The 21720-nt window shown below is 41.7% G+C and carries 21 protein-coding genes; 17 read left to right on the forward strand and 4 right to left on the reverse strand.

Annotated features, from left to right (window positions below):
- The first annotated feature begins 12 nt into the window (after positions 1–12).
- A complete protein-coding gene (locus tag EJ995_RS05920; RefSeq protein WP_126446576.1) occupies positions 13–891 on the forward strand; it encodes a hypothetical protein in 879 nt (292 codons plus the stop codon).
- Positions 892–974: 83 nt separating this feature from the next.
- On the opposite strand, the gene lpdA is transcribed toward EJ995_RS05920, so the two are convergent.
- On the reverse strand, positions 975–2366 hold the full coding sequence (lpdA, locus tag EJ995_RS05925) for a dihydrolipoyl dehydrogenase (RefSeq protein WP_126446578.1): 1392 nt from the start codon (positions 2364–2366) through the stop codon (positions 975–977).
- A gap of 75 nt (positions 2367–2441) precedes the next feature.
- Between lpdA and EJ995_RS05930 the strand changes: the two genes are divergently transcribed.
- A complete protein-coding gene (locus tag EJ995_RS05930; RefSeq protein WP_126446580.1) occupies positions 2442–3482 on the forward strand; it encodes a quinone-dependent dihydroorotate dehydrogenase in 1041 nt (346 codons plus the stop codon).
- A 111-nt stretch (positions 3483–3593) separates the two neighbouring features.
- The gene (locus tag EJ995_RS05935) at positions 3594–4211 is read left to right on the forward strand and encodes a LysE family translocator (protein WP_126446582.1); all 618 of its coding nucleotides are present in this window, start codon (positions 3594–3596) and stop codon (positions 4209–4211) included.
- Positions 4212–4229: 18 nt separating this feature from the next.
- Here the strand turns inward: EJ995_RS05935 and EJ995_RS05940 are convergent, their stop codons facing one another.
- Both EJ995_RS05940 and EJ995_RS05945 read right to left on the reverse strand, forming a co-directional pair.
- Positions 4230–4841, reverse strand: a complete 612-nt coding sequence (locus EJ995_RS05940; RefSeq protein WP_126446584.1) for a hypothetical protein — start codon at positions 4839–4841, stop codon at positions 4230–4232.
- Positions 4842–4862: 21 nt separating this feature from the next.
- Positions 4863–6644, reverse strand: coding sequence for a glycoside hydrolase family 15 protein (locus tag EJ995_RS05945; protein WP_126446586.1), 1782 nt, complete (start codon positions 6642–6644; stop codon positions 4863–4865).
- Between the two features lie 95 nt (positions 6645–6739).
- Here EJ995_RS05945 and EJ995_RS05950 point away from each other — a divergent pair, with 95 nt between their 5' ends.
- Positions 6740–8947: a bifunctional alpha,alpha-trehalose-phosphate synthase (UDP-forming)/trehalose-phosphatase gene (locus tag EJ995_RS05950; RefSeq protein ID WP_126446588.1), complete on the forward strand. Its 2208-nt coding sequence runs from the start codon at positions 6740–6742 to the stop codon at positions 8945–8947.
- 175 nt (positions 8948–9122) lie between these two features.
- Positions 9123–9986: a hydroxymethylglutaryl-CoA lyase gene (locus EJ995_RS05955; protein ID WP_126446590.1), complete on the forward strand. Its 864-nt coding sequence runs from the start codon at positions 9123–9125 to the stop codon at positions 9984–9986.
- A gap of 47 nt (positions 9987–10033) precedes the next feature.
- Here EJ995_RS05955 and EJ995_RS05960 read toward each other — a convergent pair whose 3' ends face one another.
- A complete protein-coding gene (locus EJ995_RS05960; protein ID WP_126446592.1) occupies positions 10034–11017 on the reverse strand; it encodes an IS110 family RNA-guided transposase in 984 nt (327 codons plus the stop codon).
- A 354-nt stretch (positions 11018–11371) separates the two neighbouring features.
- On the opposite strand from EJ995_RS05960, the gene EJ995_RS05965 reads away from it, so the two are divergent.
- The 12 genes from EJ995_RS05965 to EJ995_RS06020 all read left to right on the forward strand — a co-directional run bounded on the left by EJ995_RS05965 (position 11372) and on the right by EJ995_RS06020 (position 21632).
- Complete coding sequence (locus tag EJ995_RS05965) at positions 11372–12448, forward strand: 2Fe-2S iron-sulfur cluster-binding protein (RefSeq protein WP_126446594.1); 1077 nt, start codon at positions 11372–11374, stop codon at positions 12446–12448.
- A 199-nt stretch (positions 12449–12647) separates the two neighbouring features.
- Entirely contained in the window at positions 12648–13610 is a 963-nt protein-coding gene (gene paaA / locus EJ995_RS05970) for a 1,2-phenylacetyl-CoA epoxidase subunit PaaA (protein WP_126446596.1), read from the forward strand.
- Between the two features lie 59 nt (positions 13611–13669).
- The gene (gene paaB / locus EJ995_RS05975) at positions 13670–13960 is read left to right on the forward strand and encodes a 1,2-phenylacetyl-CoA epoxidase subunit PaaB (RefSeq protein WP_126446598.1); all 291 of its coding nucleotides are present in this window, start codon (positions 13670–13672) and stop codon (positions 13958–13960) included.
- Between the two features lie 41 nt (positions 13961–14001).
- The gene (locus EJ995_RS05980) at positions 14002–14355 is read left to right on the forward strand and encodes a four helix bundle protein (RefSeq protein ID WP_126446600.1); all 354 of its coding nucleotides are present in this window, start codon (positions 14002–14004) and stop codon (positions 14353–14355) included.
- 52 nt (positions 14356–14407) lie between these two features.
- On the forward strand, positions 14408–15208 hold the full coding sequence (gene paaC, locus EJ995_RS05985) for a 1,2-phenylacetyl-CoA epoxidase subunit PaaC (RefSeq protein WP_126446602.1): 801 nt from the start codon (positions 14408–14410) through the stop codon (positions 15206–15208).
- Complete coding sequence (paaD, locus tag EJ995_RS05990) at positions 15202–15702, forward strand: 1,2-phenylacetyl-CoA epoxidase subunit PaaD (protein ID WP_126446604.1); 501 nt, start codon at positions 15202–15204, stop codon at positions 15700–15702. Before paaC ends, paaD begins: the two co-directional genes overlap by 7 nt.
- Positions 15703–15806: 104 nt before the next feature.
- Complete coding sequence (locus EJ995_RS05995) at positions 15807–16586, forward strand: enoyl-CoA hydratase-related protein (protein WP_126446606.1); 780 nt, start codon at positions 15807–15809, stop codon at positions 16584–16586.
- Positions 16587–17597 (forward strand): metal-dependent hydrolase, encoded by a 1011-nt coding sequence (locus EJ995_RS06000; RefSeq protein ID WP_126446608.1) that lies wholly within the window; start codon positions 16587–16589, stop codon positions 17595–17597.
- A 17-nt stretch (positions 17598–17614) separates the two neighbouring features.
- On the forward strand, positions 17615–18835 hold the full coding sequence (locus EJ995_RS06005) for a 3-hydroxyacyl-CoA dehydrogenase NAD-binding domain-containing protein (RefSeq protein WP_126446610.1): 1221 nt from the start codon (positions 17615–17617) through the stop codon (positions 18833–18835).
- Positions 18835–19239, forward strand: coding sequence for a PaaI family thioesterase (locus tag EJ995_RS06010; RefSeq protein ID WP_126448882.1), 405 nt, complete (start codon positions 18835–18837; stop codon positions 19237–19239). The genes EJ995_RS06005 and EJ995_RS06010 overlap by 1 nt, the downstream gene beginning before the upstream one ends.
- Before the next feature lie 51 nt (positions 19240–19290).
- Complete coding sequence (locus EJ995_RS06015) at positions 19291–20388, forward strand: hypothetical protein (RefSeq protein WP_126446612.1); 1098 nt, start codon at positions 19291–19293, stop codon at positions 20386–20388.
- Between the two features lie 32 nt (positions 20389–20420).
- The gene (locus EJ995_RS06020; protein ID WP_126446614.1) at positions 20421–21632 is read left to right on the forward strand and encodes an acetyl-CoA C-acyltransferase; all 1212 of its coding nucleotides are present in this window, start codon (positions 20421–20423) and stop codon (positions 21630–21632) included.
- The last annotated feature ends 88 nt before the right edge of the window (positions 21633–21720 follow it).

Consider the following 21720-nt stretch of genomic DNA (forward strand, 5'->3'; position numbering starts at 1 on the left):
ATACCCAAATTAATGAAAAGCCTTACAACGTTTCTTTTGCTTTTTAACATGCTCGCGGCGACCTCTCAAACTGTTGAATACAGCGGTTTAATAGCCTTACCAGACAGCACATTCATAACGTACAAGGTGGATATTATAGAAAATGATGGCTATATTTCTGGATATTCCTACACAGATCTCAATGGTCCTCATGAGAGCAAGAATAGTATTGTCGGTCGCTATGATGATAAATCAAATCATCTAGAATTTAGAGAAGTTGATTTGATCTATACCAAGTCGCCCATCGACGAGCTGGATTTTTGCTACGTCTACTACAGTGGACAAATGCGTCGATTGAATGGTAAATCTAATCTTGAAGGCAACTTTAAAAGCTACTACGATGATCTGGAACCATGCATCAATGGAGAACTCATGCTACAAAGTGCGGAAAAGGCAGAGCGCAAATTAGAAAAATTGAAACGTAAAATCGATAAGACATCAAGGATCGCAGACAGTGTAAAGCAACGACTTAATGAAAGTTCATTCTTTAATGTCAATAAACGCCAAGGCTTAAAAGGAGGCGAGACGCTCAATGTCTTATGGAATAGTAAAGTAGCCTATCTTGAAATCTGGGATCCAGGAACGGTAGATGGTGATGCAATGTCCATTTCACTGAATGGAAAAACCCTAGAAAAAAGCTATGCACCTAAAAAGTCCAAGCGCAAAATACCATTGATTCTCGACAAGGATCAAAGTAAATTAACTCTTATCGCCTTGACAGAAGGAACTGAGCCACCCAACACTGCTCAAATCAGACTTACCGATGGAAACGGCAAAGAAATAAGCATGCTGTCCAGTTTTAAAGTAGGCGAGAAAGTTGAGGTAGTTTTCTACTTCAAAGACTTGAAATAAAAGCTCAATACCTATGAACAAAAAATGCTGGAGAATCTCTCCAGCATTTTTGAATTAGATCAATCTGTTAACTTTAAAATTCTCTACAAGTGAATCACTTCATCATAAGCATCTGCAACAGCCTCCATCACAGCCTCACTCATAGTCGGGTGTGGATGCACTGCTTTTAATACTTCGTGTCCAGTCGTTTCTAGCTTGCGCGCGACCACTGCTTCAGCGATCATGTCGGTTACGCCAGCACCTATCATGTGACATCCTAGCCACTCGCCATACTTGGCATCAAAAATTACTTTTACAAAGCCATCCTTAGTACCAGCAGCACTTGCCTTCCCTGATGCACTAAACGGAAACTTACCTACTTTAATATCATAACCAGCTTCTTTGGCTTGTGCTTCGGTATAACCTACGCTTGCAATTTCTGGAGTAGAGTAGGTACAACCAGGAATATTGCCATAATCAAGTGGCTCAACGTGCATGTCTGCTATTTTCTCTACACACAAGATACCTTCAGCACTTGCAACGTGAGCCAGCGCTGGGCCAGCGGTTATATCACCAATGGCATAGTAACCTGGGATGTTTGTCTGGTACCAGTCGTTGACTAATACTTTACCTCGATCTGTTGAGATACCAACTTCTTCAAGGCCTATGCTCTTGATGTTGGTTTCAATACCTACCGCGCTTAATACGATGTCTGCCTCAAGAGTTTCTTCACCTTTTTTAGTCTTCACGGTTGCCTTCACGCCATCACCACTTGTGTCAACACTAGTAACCTCGCTTGAAGTCATGATGTTGATGCCTGTTTTCTTAAAGCTGCGTTCCATTTGTTTTGAAACATCCACATCTTCAACAGGAACGATGCGATCTAGATATTCAACGATAGTAACCTCAGTGCCCATTGCGTTATAGAAGTATGCAAACTCAACGCCTATGGCGCCAGAACCTACAATGATCATCTTTTTAGGCTGGCTCTCTAGTGTCATCGCCTCACGATAACCTATAACCTTTTTGCCATCTTGTGGCAATGCTGGCAATTCGCGAGACTTTGCACCAGTGGCGATGATAATATGGTTAGCCTCAACAGTAGATGTTGATCCGTCTTCTGCCTTGACCTCAATTTTCTTTGCTTTTTTAAGCGTGCCGTAACCCATGATCACGTCGATCTTGTTCTTTTTCATCAAGAACTGCACACCTTTACTCATGCCATCTGCCACGTCGCGAGAACGTTTTACCACAGCATTAAAATCTTTATCTACATTATCTGCCTTCAAACCATAGTCTGCAGCATGATTCAAATAATTGAATACATCAGCACTTTTGATGAGCGCTTTTGTTGGGATACAACCCCAATTGAGACACACGCCACCTAGCGATTCCTTCTCTACAATAGCCACCTTCATTCCTAGTTGAGAGGCGCGTATGGCAGTCACATATCCACCAGGACCACTACCCAAAACGATAACATCGTACTTACTCATATCTGTCGATTTTTAAGAGCTGTAAAAATATAGAATAAACGCCAACTGATCGTATTTTTGACCAACCCATTTACCATGTACAAATCACTTGTCAGGCCGCTGCTGTTCCGTTTTGATCCAGAAGGCGTACACCATTTCTCATTCAAGGCTATTAAATTATTGAGCAAGGTGCCTGGTTTTAGCACGCTTTCGCGAAAGCGTTACAAGCTCCAGCATCCTGCATTAAAAAGAAATCTATTTGGGTTAGAGTTTGAAAATCCTGTAGGTCTGGCCGCAGGTTTTGATAAGGATGCCAAAGCATTTGCAGAGTTCTCCAATCTAGGTTTTGGATTTGTAGAAATAGGCACGCTCACGCCTAAACCTCAAGAAGGAAATCCGAAACAAAGGCTTTTCAGGCTTAAGGATGATGCGGCGATCGTCAATCGCATGGGCTTTAATAATGGCGGCGTTGACGCTGCAGTTGAGCGATTGAAAAATAATAAAGCCAGCGAGGACCGTGTACTGATAGGCGGCAATATAGGTAAGAACAAAACGACACCTAATGAGCAAGCTGTCGAGGATTACATTATTTGTTTTAATAAGCTCTTTAACCATGTGGACTATTTCACGGTCAATGTAAGCTCGCCCAACACACCAGGATTACGCGAACTGCAAGACCGCAAACCATTGACACATATCTTGCAGACACTGCAAGATTTGAATAATGCACGACCACAGCGCAAACCAATTTTACTCAAAATCGCACCAGACCTGACTGACGAGCAATTGCTGGACATCATAGGAATCGTAGAAGACACTCAAATTGACGGTGTTATAGCAACCAATACGACTATCGAGCGCAAGGAGCTTAAAAGCGATATCACCCTGCAAAAAGAAGCAGGTGGTTTGAGCGGCGCACCACTTACAAATCGTGCGACACAGGTCATCAAATTTCTATATGAAAAAAGCCATGGAGCTTTCCCAATCATCGGCGTTGGCGGAATCATGACCGCTCAAGATGCCATTGATAAAATAAAAGCTGGCGCCAGCCTCGTACAACTATACACTGGTTTTGTCTATGAAGGACCTGCTTTGGTAAGAGATATCAATAAAGAGATTCTAAGACAAGGCTTGTAGAATTTTGAGTTGTCATGCTGCACTCGATGCGGCATCGGCTAGACTCTAATTCAAAATTTATTGAGGTGTCTGCTTAAGAATTATTTCAATGTAATACACTTGTAATCACCAATGCTAGAAACCTACCTAACATTCTCTTTCACCGCATTCTTGCTAGCCCTATCGCCAGGTCCAGACAATATCTTCGTACTCACGCAGTCCATAGCAAGAGGTGCGAGATACGGCATCGCAGTTGCAAGCGGCTTGATTACAGGATGTATACTTCATACCTCGGTAGTAGCGCTTGGCTTTGCTGTAATTCTAAGAGATAATGAATGGTTGCTGCTGCTTATCAAGATTTTTGGAGCCTTGTACCTGTTGTTCCTTGCCTACAAAGTCAATCAATCCAGCGACGAAATTAAGCTGGACGCTAGTGTGGTCAACAACAACTCATGGTGGAAGCTTTATCGCATAGGCATCACCATGAATCTGCTGAATACCAAAGTAACATTGTTCTTCCTGGCATTACTGCCTCAATTTGTAGTTCCCAACTCTACAGAAGAGTGGATCCAGATATACATTCTAGGCGGTATTTTCATGCTAGTGTCACTCGCAGTCTTCTACAGCATAGCTTTTTTAGGCGGCAGCGCTGCAAGGTTCATAAGATCTTCAAGATGGTTTGCACCAGTAATGAAGTGGTTGCAGATTGTAGTATTTGTAGGTATTGCGGTTGCGATTTTTATTTTGTGATTAAAACTATCTAATTCCTTACATGACGAGGTTTCGATTATAATAATCGGCCTCAAATCTCACGAATTGAATATTAGAGTTTAGTACCTGAGTTAAATCTTTCCAGCTAAATGATTTTCCTCTGCGTTGAGTCATTGCATTGGTTAGAACGATTTTATAGTAATAATGAACAGCTATAAACAAAGCGGATATGCTTTCTAAAACATTTTTGAGATTTGCTTCATAATAAAATTCATTTCTTTCGTACTTTACCTTATTATGAATCGTCCACCAATTTGGAGCTTTGCTTGAGGACCAACCTTCGTATGGTTTAATGGGATTCAAATTAGATCCGATAAAAACAGATTCTGTGAATAAATCTGGTAGTTTGATTATTAAATCTTTTTGGTACTTGTAAATATTATCTGCTTTAGAGCTGCTCGTCAATTTTTTACAAATGTGTTTTAGAATAACATCAATTTCAGCGCAGCTCGATAATAGCAATCTTGTAAATTCTATCGAATATGACGAGAAGTTATCTTCTGTAAAGTCTATATATCTGGAGGCAATCTTCAAATCATATTCCAAAGCACAGAAATAATCCCAATACTTCATTGATAGATCTTCTTCTGTAAGATTTTGAATGACCATAAATCTATAATTTAATTTTTTTCATTTAGAGAGAGCGGAACTTTCATTAAAATTAATCGCAGTCTCGATTAATGCCAGGTGAGAATAGGCCTGTGGGAAATTGCCCAGCAAACGCTTAGTCTTGAAATCAATATCCTCGCTAAACAAGCCCAAGTGGTTGCTATAGGAAAGGAGCTGATCAAAATAGGCTCTTGCTTTCTCTGTCTCACCAATCTTGTGCAGGCTGTCAATCAGCCAAAAAGTGCAAATTGTAAATGAACTGCTAGGCTCGCCAAAGTCGTCATTGTTCTTATAACGATACATCAATCCATCGTTGCACAGCTCACGCTCAGTAGCTTGAACGGTACTCACAAATCGCGGATCGGTCGCCTCTATAAAACCGTACTGCTGCATTAACAACGTTGAAGCATCTAGGTCTGGTGAGCCGTAGGATTGTGTGTATGCCTGGACTTCATCATTCCAGCCGTTTTGATAGATATCATCATGGATGGTCTGCCTTAATTCTTGCCACTCTTGTAGATATCTACTTTTACCAATGATCTCGCTGATTTTGATCGCACGATCTATGGCCACCCAACACAATAGTTTTGAGAATACAAAATGCCTGTCCTCTGTACGCAGTTCCCAGATTCCTTTATCTGGTTTCTGCCAGTTTTTATTGACGATCGATGTGATGCTCTTTATTATAGTCCACAGTTCCTCGCTATTTTCCAGACTGGTCTCAAATTGGTCAAACTGCTGATAGATTACCTCCATCAGGATACCATAGATGTCATTTTGCTTCTGGATATAGGCAGCGTTTCCTATTCTTACTGGACTAGAATCTTTGTAACCAGAAAGGTGGTCAAGAAATTCTTCAGTCAGGTCTTTCTCACCATTGATACCATACATGATCTGGATTTTCTCATCTTTTTCTGGAATCAAGTTGACGATAAATTGTAGGAACCTCTTAGCAGACTTGGTATGACCCAAACTCGTGATAACTCTAATAACCATAGATGCATCACGTATCCAGCAAAATCTATAATCCCAATTCCTTACTTCACCGATGGTTTCGGGCAAGCTAGTGGTGGCAGCGGCAAGCACGGCACCAGATTTCTCATAGGTCAGCGCTTTTAGGGTAAGTGCACTGCGTACGATTTCTTCATTGTAAAGCTGGTAGCTAGTCGTGCGCTCACTCCAGTTCATCCAGTAGGTTTTGGTGCGCTGGAATTTCAAATAACAGCGATCCAGTGTCTGGCTGGTTAGTTTTTCGTGGTACGACAACAACAGAAAAGCATTCTTTTCTAAGGTGATAATCTCCTGATTGAGTACCGCATCATAGTCCAAATCACTATACAAAAATGCCGACTCGTACTCGCCATCCTGCGTATTGCTGTGTATGTATTCTCCTTTATTAGTAGAGTGCGTCTCAACCGCAGCATATTTCAATCTAGGATTATAAGAAATTTTGAATTGCGGCTTGCCTTTCAGCAGCCTTAAAAACCTCACGATATCTGGCGGTGAATAAAAAGTGCCGTCTTTTTGCTCGTATCTAGGCATGAAGTCAATGACCTGAAAAGCGTCAGTGCCATTGTCAAAAGTCGTGCTCAGGATATTGGTTTGCCATAAATATTCCTGGTGCACTTGATAATCATCGTTCAACTTAAACGAGAGGCTACCACCTTTCTCATCATCAAGGATTTTAGCAAAAACAGATGCGCTATCAAAAATGGGCAAGCAGCACCAGTCGATGGACGCATTTTTTGAAATAAGTGCCGCACTTCTGCAATTACCTATGATACCGTAATCCAAATTCTCCATAAAGTCCTTAATAAAACCAGCTGGCTGGCTATTTTAAATATGATTTGCCGAAATTTAAGGATTAAACATCCATTCCAGTAAAGTAAGACCAGTTTATGAGCAAAACCATCATAGTTTCAAATCGATTGCCACTTCAATTATCTATTGAAAACGACCAGGTGAGTTCGCACCCCAGCGTTGGTGGACTGGCGACAGGTTTGAAATCGGTACACAGAGACAACAATGGCTTATGGATAGGTTGGACTGGACTCACAAAGGAAGAGACGCCCGACCACCTCAAATCTGAAATACAGCAAGCAGTCACAAATCAACAGTGTGCTGCTGTGGAATTGACCCAGCGCGATATGGATGGCTTTTACTATGGTTTTAGCAATCGTACTATTTGGCCGCTGTTCCATTATTTTATGGAATATGCAGAATTTGATGATGAAAATTGGGAAATCTATAAAAGCGTAAATCAGAAGTTTGCTCAGGTCGTGCTGGAAAATCTAGAAGATGGCGACACCGTTTGGGTACACGATTATCAATTGATGTTGCTGCCACAAATGATCAAAGAGCAGCGACCCGACGTTTCCATTGGATTTTTCCTGCACATTCCGTTCCCATCCTACGAGGTTTTTAGGACCTTACCATGGCGTGAACAATTGCTCAATGGCCTGCTGGGTGCAGATTTGTTGGGCTTCCATACCTATGATTATGAGCGTCATTTCTTGAGTTCGGTAAGTAGGATTCTGGGGCATGAGGTAAGCTTCAATGAGATCACGTTCAAAGATCGTCTAATCAAGGTAGACAGCTTTCCCATGGGTATCGATTATGAGAAGTTTTCCGCTTCCGCGAAAGCGAACTATCAACAAACTGATAAAACACAAAGCGAGCTACAACGTCGATTGGATCTTCATGCAACGGCCACGCCAGATGCCAAAATGATTCTTTCCATAGATCGTTTGGATTACACAAAAGGGATCGCAAATAGGCTGCGTGCATTTGAACATTTTCTAGAGAAATATCCGCATTATTCTGAGAAAGTCAGACTAGTCATGCTAGCGGTACCTAGCCGATCAAATGTGCCACAATATCAAGTGTTGAAGAAAGAAATTGACGAGTTGGTAGGACGCATCAATGGTAAATTTTCTACCGTGAGCTGGACGCCAGTCTGGTATTTCTATAGATCCATGCCTTTCGAGAATCTTATCGATCTCTATACATCATGCGATGTCGCGTTGATCACACCTATACGCGATGGAATGAATCTGGTCGCCAAAGAATACGTCGCCACCAGAATCGACCGCACTGGCGTATTGATCCTGTCAGAAATGGCTGGTGCCGCCAAGGAAATGAACGAGGCACTACTCATCAACCCAAACAACATTAATCTGATTGCGGATACCATCAAAGAAGCGCTAGAAATGCCCGTAGAAGAACAAAAGAAGCGTAATAAGTTCATGCAAAGCCGCTTGAAACGTTACAATGTGGAAAAATGGGCGAGTGATTTCATGGTCAAACTAGACGCAGTAAAAGGCAATCAAACCGTAGTCAAGGCAAAGCATATCAATGAGAAAAGGCAAACGGTAATTCTCGAGCAATTTCAAAAAGCCAATAAGCGCATATTCTTCCTTGATTATGATGGCACATTGCGAGGTTTTGTCAATAATCCAGGCGATGCAAAACCTGATGTAGCATTGCTGGAAATGATCAAAAAGCTGCAAGCACCTGACCAAAACGAAGTGGTGATTATTAGCGGTCGCGACAGCGTGACGCTAGGCGAGTGGTTTCAGGACGTGCCTGTCACGCTAATTTCTGAGCATGGTGTGTTGAAAAAAACATACGGGCAGGATTGGGAACTTACCGAAACTATGAACAATGATTGGGTACCTACCATCCAGCCTGTATTGCAAACCTATGTAGACCGTACACCAGGAACTTTTATTGAAGAAAAAAACTACAGTATTGCCTGGCATTACCGCAAAGCAGATCCACAATTAGGTGAGCAGCGAGCCAATGAGCTATCAAACGTGATACGGGAATTAACCAGCAATCATGGGTTGAGCGTGCTGTCTGGGAACAAGGTCATTGAGATCAAGAGTAGCAATGTCCACAAGGGTAAGGCAGCTAACAATCATATCCTGAACAAGAACTATAACTTTATATTCTGCATAGGCGACGACTGGACAGACGAGTTCATGTTTCACGATCTACCAGAAACTGCCATCACAGTCAAGGTAGGACTTGCTAATACCGCAGCTCGCTACTACGTTGATGATACAGATCAAGTCAGAGACATGTTGCAAATGTTTATTAAGTAAATGGCTAAGTCGATATTGCTATGCTGAAGTTGGACTCAAGAAACAGCTCATGTCCCTTATTTATTGGATTTCAAAACGATAGCCAGGCGAGAACTTGACTCAAGGAAAAATGGTAATACGTGACTGATGACTTTTGAGTTTCCGCAAACGATAGCGTAATGGTATCTTTACGCCAATGGAACGAGTCAAAATAATCGAGTGCCCGCGTGACGCCATGCAAGGAATCAAGGAAATGATTCCTACCGCTACCAAGGTACAGTACATACAATCACTACTGCGATGCGGATTTGACACCATCGATTTTGGCAGTTTTGTATCGCCGCGAGCCATTCCTCAAATGGTGGATACTGCCCAAGTTTTGGCTCAATTAGATCTTTCAAAAACGGATTCTAAACTACTCGCAATCGTTGCCAATCTGCGCGGTGCGCAGGCAGCCTGCGAGCATCCAGAGATTGATTATTTGGGTTATCCGTTTTCCATAAGCGAGAACTTCCAGATGCGTAACACGCACAAAACCATTGCGCAATCTGTAGAGCTGCTTCAAGAGATTTTGGATCTCGCTTTCGCGAAAGGGAAAAAAGTAGTCGTTTATATATCGATGGGATTTGGTAATCCATACGGCGATCCATGGAATGTTGAGATCGTAGGCGAGTGGACGCAGCAATTAAGCGCCATGGGCGTGGAGATCTTGTCACTGTCTGATACGGTAGGAACATCAGATCCTGAATCTATTGAATACCTGTTTTCTAACCTGATTCCTGCTTATCCAGCTATCGAATTTGGTGCACACTTGCATACCACGCCAACAAAATGGCACGAAAAAGTGGATGCCGCCTACAAAGCTGGTTGCCGCAGATTTGATGGTGCAATTCAAGGTTTTGGCGGTTGCCCTATGGCCAAAGATGAACTCACCGGCAACATGCCTACCGAGAAAATGGTAAGTTATTTCAATCAAGCAAAAGCCGATTCAGGCATCAAAATGACCTCATTTGAAAGCAGCTATAATGAGGCGAGTACTATTTTTGGGAGGTATCATTGAGTGGCTTTGCTTCAATCCGTAAATAATAATTATTGTCATGCTGATTTCTATGACAATGACAAGCTATTTTTATAAATAGTTTGGTTTTTGATCAGTGCGTAGATGATGTGAATGATTTTGTTCCTGACGGCATTTAATACACTCATCTTATTTTTTCCTTCTGCAATTTTTCTCTGGTAATAGTACTTGAGGTCACATTCGAGTCTCACGGCTCTCATGGCGGCCATGTGCAACAAGGTCTTCATGGACTTATCTGCCATGTGGGACACCCTATTTCTAGATTTGAGTGATATTCCCGATTGATAGTTGAAGGGAACCACGCCAGCACTGCAGGCAAGTTTCCTGGGATCGGTGTAGGTGTTGAAGCCTTCGGTCTTGATGACGATAGCCGTCGAGAGCACCGTTCCCACACCTGGCACACTGCGTACCAGTTCTATCTGTTCCCTTATGGTTTGATCCATGTCTATCAACTCTTCCAAGATGGCTTCAAGATCCTTTATCTGTTGGCTTACCAGCTTTAGGCTCTTGTTGAACATATTGACAAGTCTGCGCTTGAGCCTTGGATCCTTGATCAGTTTCAGGTCTCTTTGCTGCTGGAGCAGCCTGGCGCGTGTCTTTATCTTCGATCTTCTTTCAGTCATCACGTACTTCATCTCCATGATCGTTTCACTGCACGGTTTCCACGGATCGAGTTCCTTATGATTCTTCTCGACAAAATTGGCGATGCGCTCTGCATCGACCTTATCATTCTTTCCTCTGACAAGTCCCAGGCTTTTCTTTAAATGGAAGGGATATATCACAAAGGTCTTTAGCTCCAGCGTCCGCAGGACCTCATAGAGATTGTAATTGTACCTTCCAGTGTTCTCCATACCCAGCAGTATGTTCCTGTCCTTACTCACCAATGGTACAAGGAACTTCTTGATGGCACCCACCTTATTCTTGATCACGAAGAACTGATCACATCGTTGCTCTCTGATACAGATATCCAATGTCTGGGCACTGATATCTATACCGATAATTAAATCTGTCATACCTTTATTTTTGATTAATAATGAAGAGAGGAGATCATCAATAATTCAATTCCTTAATAATGGGCTCGTATCCCTAATTTCTATTTGAAAATTTGATGATTAGATAGGCTCAGGTCTGTATCAGCATATTGATTGATCGATCAAGAACTTATTATAGTGTACCTGAACCTATCCTCTCTTTTTCTATTGAAAATAATACATGCAAGTCTAAAGGAACTGGTTTCAGCATCTTACGTGGTCACTTTACTTACAAATCATTGATACTGCAATACTACGAACAGATCACATTGTTAAATCCTTTGCACATCAAACTAACAAGTGTTAGTTTCGTTAGGAAATAACGACTCAATATTTGTGAATAAATTTCATGACATAACGCTTTCAGAGGTTTACAAAGAAACCGAGGATACAACGGTACTCACATTTGATGTGCCGCAAGAATTGCGTGAAGAATTTAATTATCGTCAAGGCCAGTTTTTGACCTTACGAGCTACTATAAATGATGAAGACGTACGCCGCAGTTACTCGCTGTGCAGCAGTCCGCTGGACAATGAATGGAAGGTTGCCGTAAAGGAGATTTTTGAAGGTAAGTTCTCGACCTATGTCAACAGAGAACTTAAGGTAGGCGACACGATTAAGGTCGCAGCACCTAGCGGTGATTTTGGGATTGAGTGTGCGGATGAAAAGCAGACTAAAAACTACGTTGCATTTGCCGCAGGTAGTGGTATTACACCCATGCTCAGCATCATCAAGACACACTTGAAAAAAGAGCCAAATGCCAAATTCAAGTTATTCTATTTAAATCGCACGGCAAAATCCATTATCTTCAAAGAAGAGATAGAGGCTCTGAAAAACAAGTACTTAAGTAGGTTTGAGGTCTTTTATTTCTTGAGTCGTGAACAAAGAGATATACCACTTTTCAATGGTCGATTTGATCAGGAAAAGTTGCAGCAGTTGACACAGACATTGATTAACGCACCGCATACCGATGATGCATTCATCTGCGGTCCAGAAGAGATGATTTTCTTGATAAGAGACGAGCTTGTTACTGCAGGAATGAATAAGGAAAACATCTATTACGAGCTTTTCGTGAGTGGATTGAGTGATGCAGACAAAGCTAGAGCAGCGGCCGCGCTGGAGAAAAAAGTAGATGGTGTTGACGTGACGATCATCGATGGGAGCAAGGAATTTCACTTTGTGCTAGGTGATGATCACGATAATGTATTGGATGCAGCGATTGCCGCTGGTGCAGATTTACCATATGCCTGCAAAGGTGGCGTATGCAGCACCTGCAAGTGCAAGGTAGAAGAAGGCAGCGTAGAGATGAAAGTCAACTATGCACTCACGGATGATGAGGTCGATAAGGGTTACGTATTAAGCTGCGTGAGTGTCCCAACCAGTAAAAAGTTGGTAGTGAATTATGATGTATAACTGTCATGCTGAATTTATTTCAGCATCTCTCAGTTTTTTGCAGTACAGTTTTTGATGATTACGCTTTCGCGAAAGCGGATTCATTAAAAATCTACCGAGTAAAACGAATAACTAAAGCCATCCTGCGAGGGCTTGAATAGATAAACGAAAATGTTGCAAGCTGGCTGTTAACCAGTAACCGACAACTAATAACTACATTATGAGCGAAGCAGAAATTAAAAGTCTAGAAGAGCAGTTTGATGCAAAAATTGCCCGTGATGAGAAAATTGAGCCGAAAGACTGGATGCCAGAGAAGTACCGCAAGACGCACATCAGGCAGATAAGTCAGCACGCGCATTCTGAAATTGTAGGGATGCTGCCTGAAGGTAATTGGATCACACGCGCGCCATCGTTGCGTCGCAAAGTTGCTTTATTAGCAAAGGTTCAAGACGAGGCTGGACATGGCTTGTATCTGTACAGCGCCTGTGAAACATTGGGCATTACTCGTGAGCAGATGTATGAAGATTTGCATTCCGGAAAAGCAAAATATTCTTCCATTTTTAATTATCCTACAGTCACTTGGGCAGATATGGGTGCGATAGGCTGGTTAGTCGATGGTGCTGCTATTATAAATCAAGTACCACTTTGCAGTACTTCATATGGGCCGTATGCAAGAGCCATGGTGCGTGTTTGTAAGGAAGAAAGCTTTCACCAGCGACAAGGTTATGAGATCATGCTATCCCTTTGTAATGGTACTGATGAGCAAAAAGAAATGGCACAAGACGCGCTTAATAGATGGTGGTGGCCATCACTCATGATGCTAGGCCCTACTGATGCGGCTAGTACACATACAGAGCAGTCCATGAAATGGAAGTTGAAGCGCAAGACCAACGATGAATTGCGCCAGCAGTTTATTGATCAAACCGTTCCTCAAGCTGATATTCTAGGGTTGACGATTCCTGATCCAGATTTGAAATGGAATGAAGAAACGGGACATTATGATTTTGGCGAGATTGATTGGGATGAATTCTGGCAAGTGGTCAAAGGTCATGGTCCTATGAACAAATCAAGACTAGATGCGCGACGCGACGCTTGGGAAAACGGTGCATGGGTACGCGAGGCTGCCACGGCTTATGCAAACAAACAACGAGAGCGTAAAGAAGAAGCTGCGCAGGCTTCATAAGTTTTACATTCAAGCCGTCGTAGGACGGCTTCGCTTTTTATTTATCAGAAATTCGAAATATGTCCTCTAATCAAGAAACACCTCTTTGGGAAGTTTTTATAAGATCAAAGAATGGTCTAGAACACAGGCACTGCGGTAGCCTGCACGCAGAAGATGCAGAAATGGCTCTCAACAACGCACGCGATGTATACACACGCCGCAATGAAGGTGTCAGCATCTGGGTTGTTGAATCCAAAAACATTACCGCCAGCAGTCCAGACGATAGTGGCTCTTTATTTGAACCTGCTAGTGATAAAGTTTACAGGCACCCAACGTTTTATGAGTTGCCTGACGAATTAAAACACATGTAAATCTTTAAGTTGAAGATCAAGTCTAAGATTAAGTATAACGAATGGACGAAAAGAAATATGATCTTGAAGATCGATTGATCAAGTTCGCTGTAGAAATTATCAATTTATCTAGAAAGGCAGATTGGAATGACTACGCTTCAAGGTATTATCAGCAACAGCTGATACGTTCCTCTGGATCTGTCGCTTTAAATTTTGGAGAATTTTTAGGTGCCAGTAGTCAAAAAGACAAACTCAATAAACTGAATATTGCTCACAAAGAGATTAAAGAATGTAGGAACAATATACTTATTCAAATTGGTGCAGAACTCAATATAGTGTCAGAACTCAAAATACTATCGCGAGAATCACTTGAATTAATCAAAATACTGAGAGCTATTATAAAATCTAAATCTTAAAGTGAAAGACAAGGGTTAAACTTACACTTATCCTTCAACTCAAACTTCTCTCATGAAACCTATAAAAGAACTCAATCCACAATTTCTCGAGTCAAAAGAAAACAAACAACACCTAATTGATTACTTGTTAGGCGTTGCAGATAATTACTTAATATTAGGCCAAAGATTAGGAGAATTGTGCGGTCATGGGCCTAACCTCGAGCCTGATATTGCGATTACTAATATTTCATTGGATTTGCTAGGTCAAGTGCGTAGTTACTATCAATACATTGCACAGCTTAAAGGAGATAAAACTACCGAAGATGATATCGCATTTCTACGCAAAGAGCGTGAGTACAAGAATGTCTTACTAGTTGAGCAACTTAATACTGACTTTGGTTACGTGATCGTTCGTCAGTATTTCTTTGATGTTTACAACAGATTGTTTTTGAACGCCTTACAACAAAGTGCAGATGAGACATTAAGAGCACTTGCTTTTAAAGGGATCAAAGAGGCTAGTTATCACGAGCGTTTTTCTGGTGATTGGTTAAAGCGATTTGGCGATGGTACAGAAGAAAGCCACAATCGAGTACAGCAAGCCGTCAACGACTTGTGGATTTATACAGATGAGCTTTTTCACAAAACAGATGCAGACAGAGCGATGATAGAGGCTGGCGTTGCACCAGACATGCTTCAATTGAAAGAGTATTACTATGAAAAAGTAGAAGAGCAGCTGCGCACCGCTACGCTTGATATTCCAGAAGTTGAGTATTTTCAAAAAGGCGGTAAACAAGGAATTCACAGCGAGCACATGGGACGCATCCTGGCTGAAATGCAGTACATGCAGAGAACTTATCCTAACTCGAGATGGTAAAGCAGCAATTTGATATCGATCCTTTAATTCTAGAGATACTTGAAAGCGTAAAAGACCCAGAAATTCCAGTACTCAACGTCATCGACCTTGGAGTCATAAGAGATGTTCAAGTTGAAGGTAATGAGATTAATATAAAACTAACACCTACTTACAGCGGCTGCCCTGCGATGGATGTCATTGGTGATGACCTAGAACGAGCATTTAAGAAACATGGTTACACCACGCATGTACAGCTAATCATGAGTCCGCCGTGGACGACAGATTGGATTACAGAAAGAGGTCGCAAGGCTCTTGAAGAATACGGTATCGCCGCGCCGCTTGATGAGACGGCCGACAAGGACGTCTTGCTCAATGAGAAAAAGTTGGTCAAGTGCACCAATTGTGGCTCTCAAAACACAAAGCTGGTCAGCCAATTTGGTTCTACGGCCTGCAAGGCCATGTTCCAATGTCAAGATTGTCAAGAGCCATTTGACTACTTTAAGTGTTTAAAGTAAGTAGTAGATTTGAATGTTTTCGCTATCGCGAAAGCGAAATTTTAAAAGTCATCAATTAAAATAATAACCTAAGTCGTTCTTTGGCGGCTTCTGAAACCAATAGAATGTCCCAATCCATACAATTAGAAATCAATAACGGCATTGCCCAGATTACTTTAAATCGTCCGCAAGTTTTCAATTCTTTCAATAAAGAAATGGCTTTTGCCATGCAAGATGCTTTGGATCGCTGCAAGCAAGGTGACGTAAGAGCAGTGATGATTACTGGTAGTGGTAAGGCATTTTGCGCGGGTCAGGATATTCAGGAAATAACAGATCCAGAAAAGAATCCAGGTTTTGAAGCCATACTTGATGATCATTACAATCCTATAGTTACGCGCATACGTGATTTAGAAAAGCCTGTTGTTGCTGCCGTGAACGGTGTCGCAGCCGGTGCTGGTGCTAATATTGCACTGTGTTGTGACGTCGTCATTGCTACCAAGAGCGCTGCATTTATTCAAGCATTTTCAAAAATAGGATTGATTCCAGATAGTGCGGGTACGTACTTTTTGCCTAAGTTGATAGGTTTTGGAAAGGCTAGTGCGGTTATGATGCTAGCAGACAAAATCACTGCAACCGAGGCTGATCAAATGGGAATGATCTATAAAGCAGTAGAGGATGATGAGTTTTCAGCTTTCGCGAAAGCGGTAACCGAAAAGCTATCAAAACTACCTACCATCGCTCTCGCAAACACAAAGAAAGCCTTGAACGAGAGCATGTCAAACACAGTAGAACAGCAACTCGCTCTAGAATCTAAGCTACAAATCCAAAGCGCCAACACCGCAGATTATGAAGAAGGCGTCGCTGCATTTATGGAAAAAAGAAAGCCAGAATTCAAAGGCCAATAATTGGATAGCTTAACCCAAATCGTATTAGGCGCCGCTACCGGCGAAGTTGTTTTAGGACGTAAAGTAGGCAACAAAGCCATGCTTTATGGAGCTATTGCCGGCACGATTCCCGACCTAGATGTGCTTGTCAAAAACTTTACCGACACGATTACAGCTACAGAGGCTCATCGTGGATTAAGCCATTCCATTGTTTTTTGCGTGCTGGCAGCACCATTGCTAGGTTGGCTGGTCAATAAAATCGAGCGTAAAGCAAATCTAGGCTGGAAACCTTGGGCGTGGTTATTCTTTTGGGGTTTGTTCACGCATCCTTTATTAGATGTGTTCACAACTTGGGGAACGCAGTTGTTCTGGCCATTTGACCTGCGACTTGCGTTCAATAGCATATTTGTGATTGATCCATTTTACACGATTCCGTTTCTGGGTTGCGTGATTTGGGCGATGTTCTTGAATAGAAAGTCTGCTCAACGCAGGAAAGTCAACTGGGCAGGAATAATCTGGAGTTCTTGTTACCTACTTTTGACTTTAGTATTGAAATCAATAGTTCACGGCAAATTTGAAAAAGCGCTAGAAGATAAGGGATATTCCTATTCAGAAATATCTACCAGGCCAGCTGCATTCAACACGATCTTGTGGAATGGCAATGTAGATGCGCGCGATGCCTATCTCATAAGTGACTATTCTTTTTTTGATACGCAGCCTATCGAGTTTGAGAGATTCCCAAAAAATCGCGCTCAAGAACCCAACTATGAACCGCAGCAAGCACAAATCAATCTTAAAAGACTTATTGATATTTCGCAGGGTTGGTATCTTATGGAACAAAAGAAAAACACCTGGTTTTTCTATGATTTAAGATTTGGCCGCATACCAGTGAGCGATAGTGAGCAGAATTTTGTTTTTGCTTATGAGCTGGATCAAACAAACGAAACCTTAATCGCAACAGAGACAGAGAAAGACTTTGACAATGTCGATTTTATTCTGGAAAAACTTTGGGAGCGTATCAAGGGCAATTAAAAACGATATAATAGTATATGAATATTCAAAAAGTAGGGATAGTTGGCGCAGGAACTATGGGTAGTGGTATCGCTCAAGTTGCCGCTACTGCAGGATGTAGCGTCACACTCTTTGATGTGAATAGCGATCAACTAGTCACAGCGCAAGATTCTTTAGAAAGGATCCTGGCAAGATTGGTAGAGAAGAATCGGATTGATAATGAAGAGAGAGATAGGATATTGGGTAATATCGCTTTCAAGGAGCTAGGCGACGCAGAAGTTCATGCCGAGCGCAGTCGAGGTACGAAAGCGGAATCAGAACTATCATCCTGCGATTTAATTATTGAGGCAATCGTTGAGAATCTTGAGGTCAAAAAGAAGGTTTTTCAGAATCTGGAGAAAATCGTGAACGACGACTGCGTTATTGCTACCAACACATCTAGCCTAAGCGTGACCAGTATTGCAGCCTCGCTAGAAAAGCCAGAACGTTGTATTGGAATCCATTTTTTTAATCCAGCACCTTTGATGAAACTGGTTGAAGTAGTGCCAGCCGTGCAAACCAATACTGAGATCACTGAAGGAATAGTTGAAACTATCAAAAGTTGGGGTAAAACGGTTGCCGTCGCAAAGGATACACCAGGCTTTATCGTCAATAGAGTGGCACGACCATTCTATAGTGAATCGCTGCGCATGCTGGAAGAAGGCATGGCAGATGTACCTACCATAGATAAACTGGTGCGTCAAATGGGATTCCGTATGGGGCCTTTTGAGCTGACAGATTTCATAGGCCATGATGTGAATTATGCTGTGACAGAATCTGTTTTTGCGGCCTTTTACTATGATCCACGCTACAAGCCGTCATTAACTCAAAAGCGATTGGTTGAAGCTGGATGGTTAGGTAAAAAAAGGGGCAAAGGTTTTTACACCTATCAAGATGGAAAGAAACAGGAGCTAGATCACAATCCAGAAATGATCACTGGCGCAGATGGAAAAGCGATGCAAGACCGCTTGCTGGTCATGCTCATCAATGAAGCTGCGGATGCACTTTATCTAAATATCGCCAGTGCTGAAGATCTAGACAATGCAATGACCAAAGGAGTAAATTACCCTAAAGGGCTACTCGCCTGGGCAGATGAGAAAGGACTGGACTGGTGTGTAAATCAGCTGGATGCTTTGTATGATTTCTATAGAGAAGACCGCTATCGCTGCTCGCCATTATTGCGCAGCAAGGCAAGTAAGAAGGAAAGGTTTTTCGCATGATGGATGGAAAAAGCATTCCCGCTAAAATGCTCTCTCTGGATCCTTTCTCGCAATGGCTGGGAATAGAAATATTGAGCGTTGAGGTAGGTCGCGTGAAACTGGGTTTGACCATACGACCAGAAATGCTCAACAGCATGGGCAAAGCTCATGGCGGTATAACTTACTCGCTTGCCGACACGGCATTTGGATTCACCTCAAACACGCACGGTAAAAAAGCGGTCTCCATTGAGACCAGCATCAACCACATAGAAGCCCTAGAAGCTGGCGATTACATCACTGCAGAATGCACGCTGGATAAAACCAAAACCAAAGTTGGTTTCAATATCGTCGAGATCAAAAAAGACGATGAGTTGGTGGCGCTATTTAAGGGTGTGGTTTATAGGACTAATAAAGATTGGGAATAGTTTCGCTTTCGCGAAAGCGAACATGGTTTAGAATGATTGTTAAGTAGAAATATGGCAGAAAAGAAAATCACTTATTTATTTGGAGCAGGAGCTAGTTATTATGCGGTGCCTATTTTGAATGGCTTATCGGATAAGTTTCGATTGGTAGCCAAAGAATTAAAACAGTCGGTAAGTGCAGGCAGTAGGTATGGTAGCTTTGATACGAAACCCTATCGCAATACGATATTTGAATTCTCGAGAGATCTAGAACACCTCGCAGAAATGAGTGAACAGTATGGTACACTTGACACTTATGCTAAAAAGTTAGATTTGAATGCTGAAAACGAATCATTACAAAAACTCAAGTTTTTAGTCAGCATATTCTTCACTATATGGCAAGGGCATTTTCATAAGAAAGAGGTAATTGAAGAAAATAAAAATCAAAAGCTATTCTACAACGATATTGACTCGCGATATAAAAGTTTAGTTGCAAACTATTTAATAAAAGCATCGAACGCTGCGCCTAAATTGGATAATAATGTGAGATTTTTAAGTTGGAACTATGATAACCAGTTAGAAAGTGCTTTTTCATTATTTTTTAAAAGCCGACTTAATTTAACAGAATTGAATGAGCAGATAAAATTTTTACCAAATAATGAAAGCAAATTTCAAAATAACGAAATTCTCCATCTTAATGGTGTTTCCAATTTTTGGATCAACGACTCACAAATTTTAGATAGGATATTCCAGCAAGATGATGAGTTATCAAATAATGGAATTGTACGAAGAATTGCAGAATTATATAATCCATCAAATTTCAGTAAATGTCTTAGCTTAATTAATTATGCTTGGGACGATAATTCTTCAAAACTGAAAGAAGCTACTAGAATTTTGAAGCAGACAGATATTCTCATTATTATAGGTTACTCTTTCCCTACTTTTAATAGAGCAATTGATTCAAAATTATTAAGTGGACATGACAACACATTTGAAAAAATAATTTATCAAGATCCTAATGCGTCAGAAGAATTATTGGAATTGTTTCATATAAATTTCGTGGGAAAGAGTGATTTTAGAATTCTCAAACAGGTTGATCAGTTTCACATACCACCAGAATATTTTCCTCAAGGTCGGAAACGTAAAAGATCAATAAAAGCTCAAGGCTATTAATAAAGTCAAAGAGCATAAAGTATTATAACATTATGAACACATACATAATAGACGGAATAAGAACACCGGTAGGTAACTACAAAGGAACCTTGTCAACGATACGGCCAGACGATCTTGCAGCTTATGTCATCAAAACCTTGGTTGAGAAACATCCAGAAATACCGCAAGAAGATTATGCAGATGTCATTATGGGCTGTGCTAATCAGGCAGGTGAGGACAATCGCAATGTCGCGCGCATGGCTGGATTACTGGCTGGATTACCTTACAGTGTTCCTGGAGAAACGGTAAATAGATTGTGCAGTTCTGGATTAAGCAGCATCGTACATGCGCACAGAGCAATTCAAACTGGCGATGGCGATATTTTTATATCAGGTGGTGTGGAAAACATGACTCGTGGACCGTTGGTAATTGCAAAACCAAGCAGTGCGTTTGGCACGGACGCTAAAATGTATGACAGCAGTTTTGGCTGGAGATTTGTCAACCAGAAAATGGCAGATATGTACGGCGTGGATGGCATGGGAAATACCGCCGAGAATCTGGTCGCCAAGTTTGATATATCACGTGAAGATCAAGATGCTTTTGCAGCATGGTCACAGCAAAAGGCGGCAGCCGCAAGAGAATCTGGTAGATTGGCTAAGGAAATTATCTCGGTTGAAATACCACAACGTAAAAAAGATCCTATCATATTCAAGGATGATGAGTTTATCAAACCTACTACCACTAAAGAGGTATTGGCAAAACTGCGACCAGCCTTCAAAAAAGAAGGTGGATCTGTCACCGCAGGTAATTCCAGTGGACTTAACGATGGTGCAGCAGCCACCATTGTTGCGAGTCAAGATGCGGTAGATAAATATGGTTTGAAACCACTCGCACGTATTTTAAGTAGTGCAGCAGTAGGCGTGGAGCCTAGAATTATGGGAATAGGTCCTGTAGAGGCCAGCAATCGTGCTCTCAAAAAAGCAGGTCTGACTATGGCTGACATGGATGTAATTGAACTTAACGAAGCTTTCGCTTCTCAAGCGCTGGCTTGTATTAGAGAATGGGGCTTGAAAGATGACGATCCTAGAATCAATCCTAATGGCGGTTCTATAGCGATAGGGCATCCACTAGGTATGACAGGAACAAGACTCGCTTTTACCGCAGCGTTGGAGTTATCGCTTTCGCGAAAGCGGTATGCTCTCATCACCATGTGTGTAGGCGTAGGTCAAGGTTACGCCATGGTTATAGAAAATGTTGCTCTTTAATATATTCTCATTCTTGATAAGCAAATAAATTGCTTAATTCCTACAAATCTACATTCTGGTATAGAGCTTGTTGCGTATTACCTTTTAG

Origin of the sequence: Nonlabens ponticola, assembly GCF_003966335.1 — a bacterium.
Classification (GTDB): Bacteria; Bacteroidota; Bacteroidia; order Flavobacteriales; family Flavobacteriaceae; genus Nonlabens; species Nonlabens ponticola.

Excerpts from the sequence above, each read along its gene's own strand:
- paaC (WP_126446602.1), top strand. The coding sequence starts at position 14,408 with ATGAAACCTATAAAAGAACTCAATCCACAATTTCTCGAGTCAAAAGAA.
- EJ995_RS06005 (WP_126446610.1), top strand. The coding sequence starts at position 17,615 with ATGAATATTCAAAAAGTAGGGATAGTTGGCGCAGGAACTATGGGTAGT.
- EJ995_RS05980 (WP_126446600.1), top strand. The coding sequence starts at position 14,002 with ATGGACGAAAAGAAATATGATCTTGAAGATCGATTGATCAAGTTCGCT.
- EJ995_RS05920 (WP_126446576.1), top strand. The coding sequence starts at position 13 with ATGAAAAGCCTTACAACGTTTCTTTTGCTTTTTAACATGCTCGCGGCG.
- EJ995_RS05995 (WP_126446606.1), top strand. The coding sequence starts at position 15,807 with ATGTCCCAATCCATACAATTAGAAATCAATAACGGCATTGCCCAGATT.
- EJ995_RS05955 (WP_126446590.1), top strand. The coding sequence starts at position 9,123 with ATGGAACGAGTCAAAATAATCGAGTGCCCGCGTGACGCCATGCAAGGA.
- EJ995_RS05950 (WP_126446588.1), top strand. The coding sequence starts at position 6,740 with ATGAGCAAAACCATCATAGTTTCAAATCGATTGCCACTTCAATTATCT.
- EJ995_RS05930 (WP_126446580.1), top strand. The coding sequence starts at position 2,442 with ATGTACAAATCACTTGTCAGGCCGCTGCTGTTCCGTTTTGATCCAGAA.
- EJ995_RS05945 (WP_126446586.1), bottom strand. The coding sequence starts at position 6,644 with ATGGAGAATTTGGATTACGGTATCATAGGTAATTGCAGAAGTGCGGCA.
- paaA (WP_126446596.1), top strand. The coding sequence starts at position 12,648 with ATGAGCGAAGCAGAAATTAAAAGTCTAGAAGAGCAGTTTGATGCAAAA.
- EJ995_RS06020 (WP_126446614.1), top strand. The coding sequence starts at position 20,421 with ATGAACACATACATAATAGACGGAATAAGAACACCGGTAGGTAACTAC.
- EJ995_RS05940 (WP_126446584.1), bottom strand. The coding sequence starts at position 4,841 with ATGGTCATTCAAAATCTTACAGAAGAAGATCTATCAATGAAGTATTGG.
- paaD (WP_126446604.1), top strand. The coding sequence starts at position 15,202 with ATGGTAAAGCAGCAATTTGATATCGATCCTTTAATTCTAGAGATACTT.
- EJ995_RS05960 (WP_126446592.1), bottom strand. The coding sequence starts at position 11,017 with ATGACAGATTTAATTATCGGTATAGATATCAGTGCCCAGACATTGGAT.
- EJ995_RS06010 (WP_126448882.1), top strand. The coding sequence starts at position 18,835 with ATGGATGGAAAAAGCATTCCCGCTAAAATGCTCTCTCTGGATCCTTTC.
- EJ995_RS05935 (WP_126446582.1), top strand. The coding sequence starts at position 3,594 with ATGCTAGAAACCTACCTAACATTCTCTTTCACCGCATTCTTGCTAGCC.
- lpdA (WP_126446578.1), bottom strand. The coding sequence starts at position 2,366 with ATGAGTAAGTACGATGTTATCGTTTTGGGTAGTGGTCCTGGTGGATAT.
- paaB (WP_126446598.1), top strand. The coding sequence starts at position 13,670 with ATGTCCTCTAATCAAGAAACACCTCTTTGGGAAGTTTTTATAAGATCA.
- EJ995_RS06015 (WP_126446612.1), top strand. The coding sequence starts at position 19,291 with ATGGCAGAAAAGAAAATCACTTATTTATTTGGAGCAGGAGCTAGTTAT.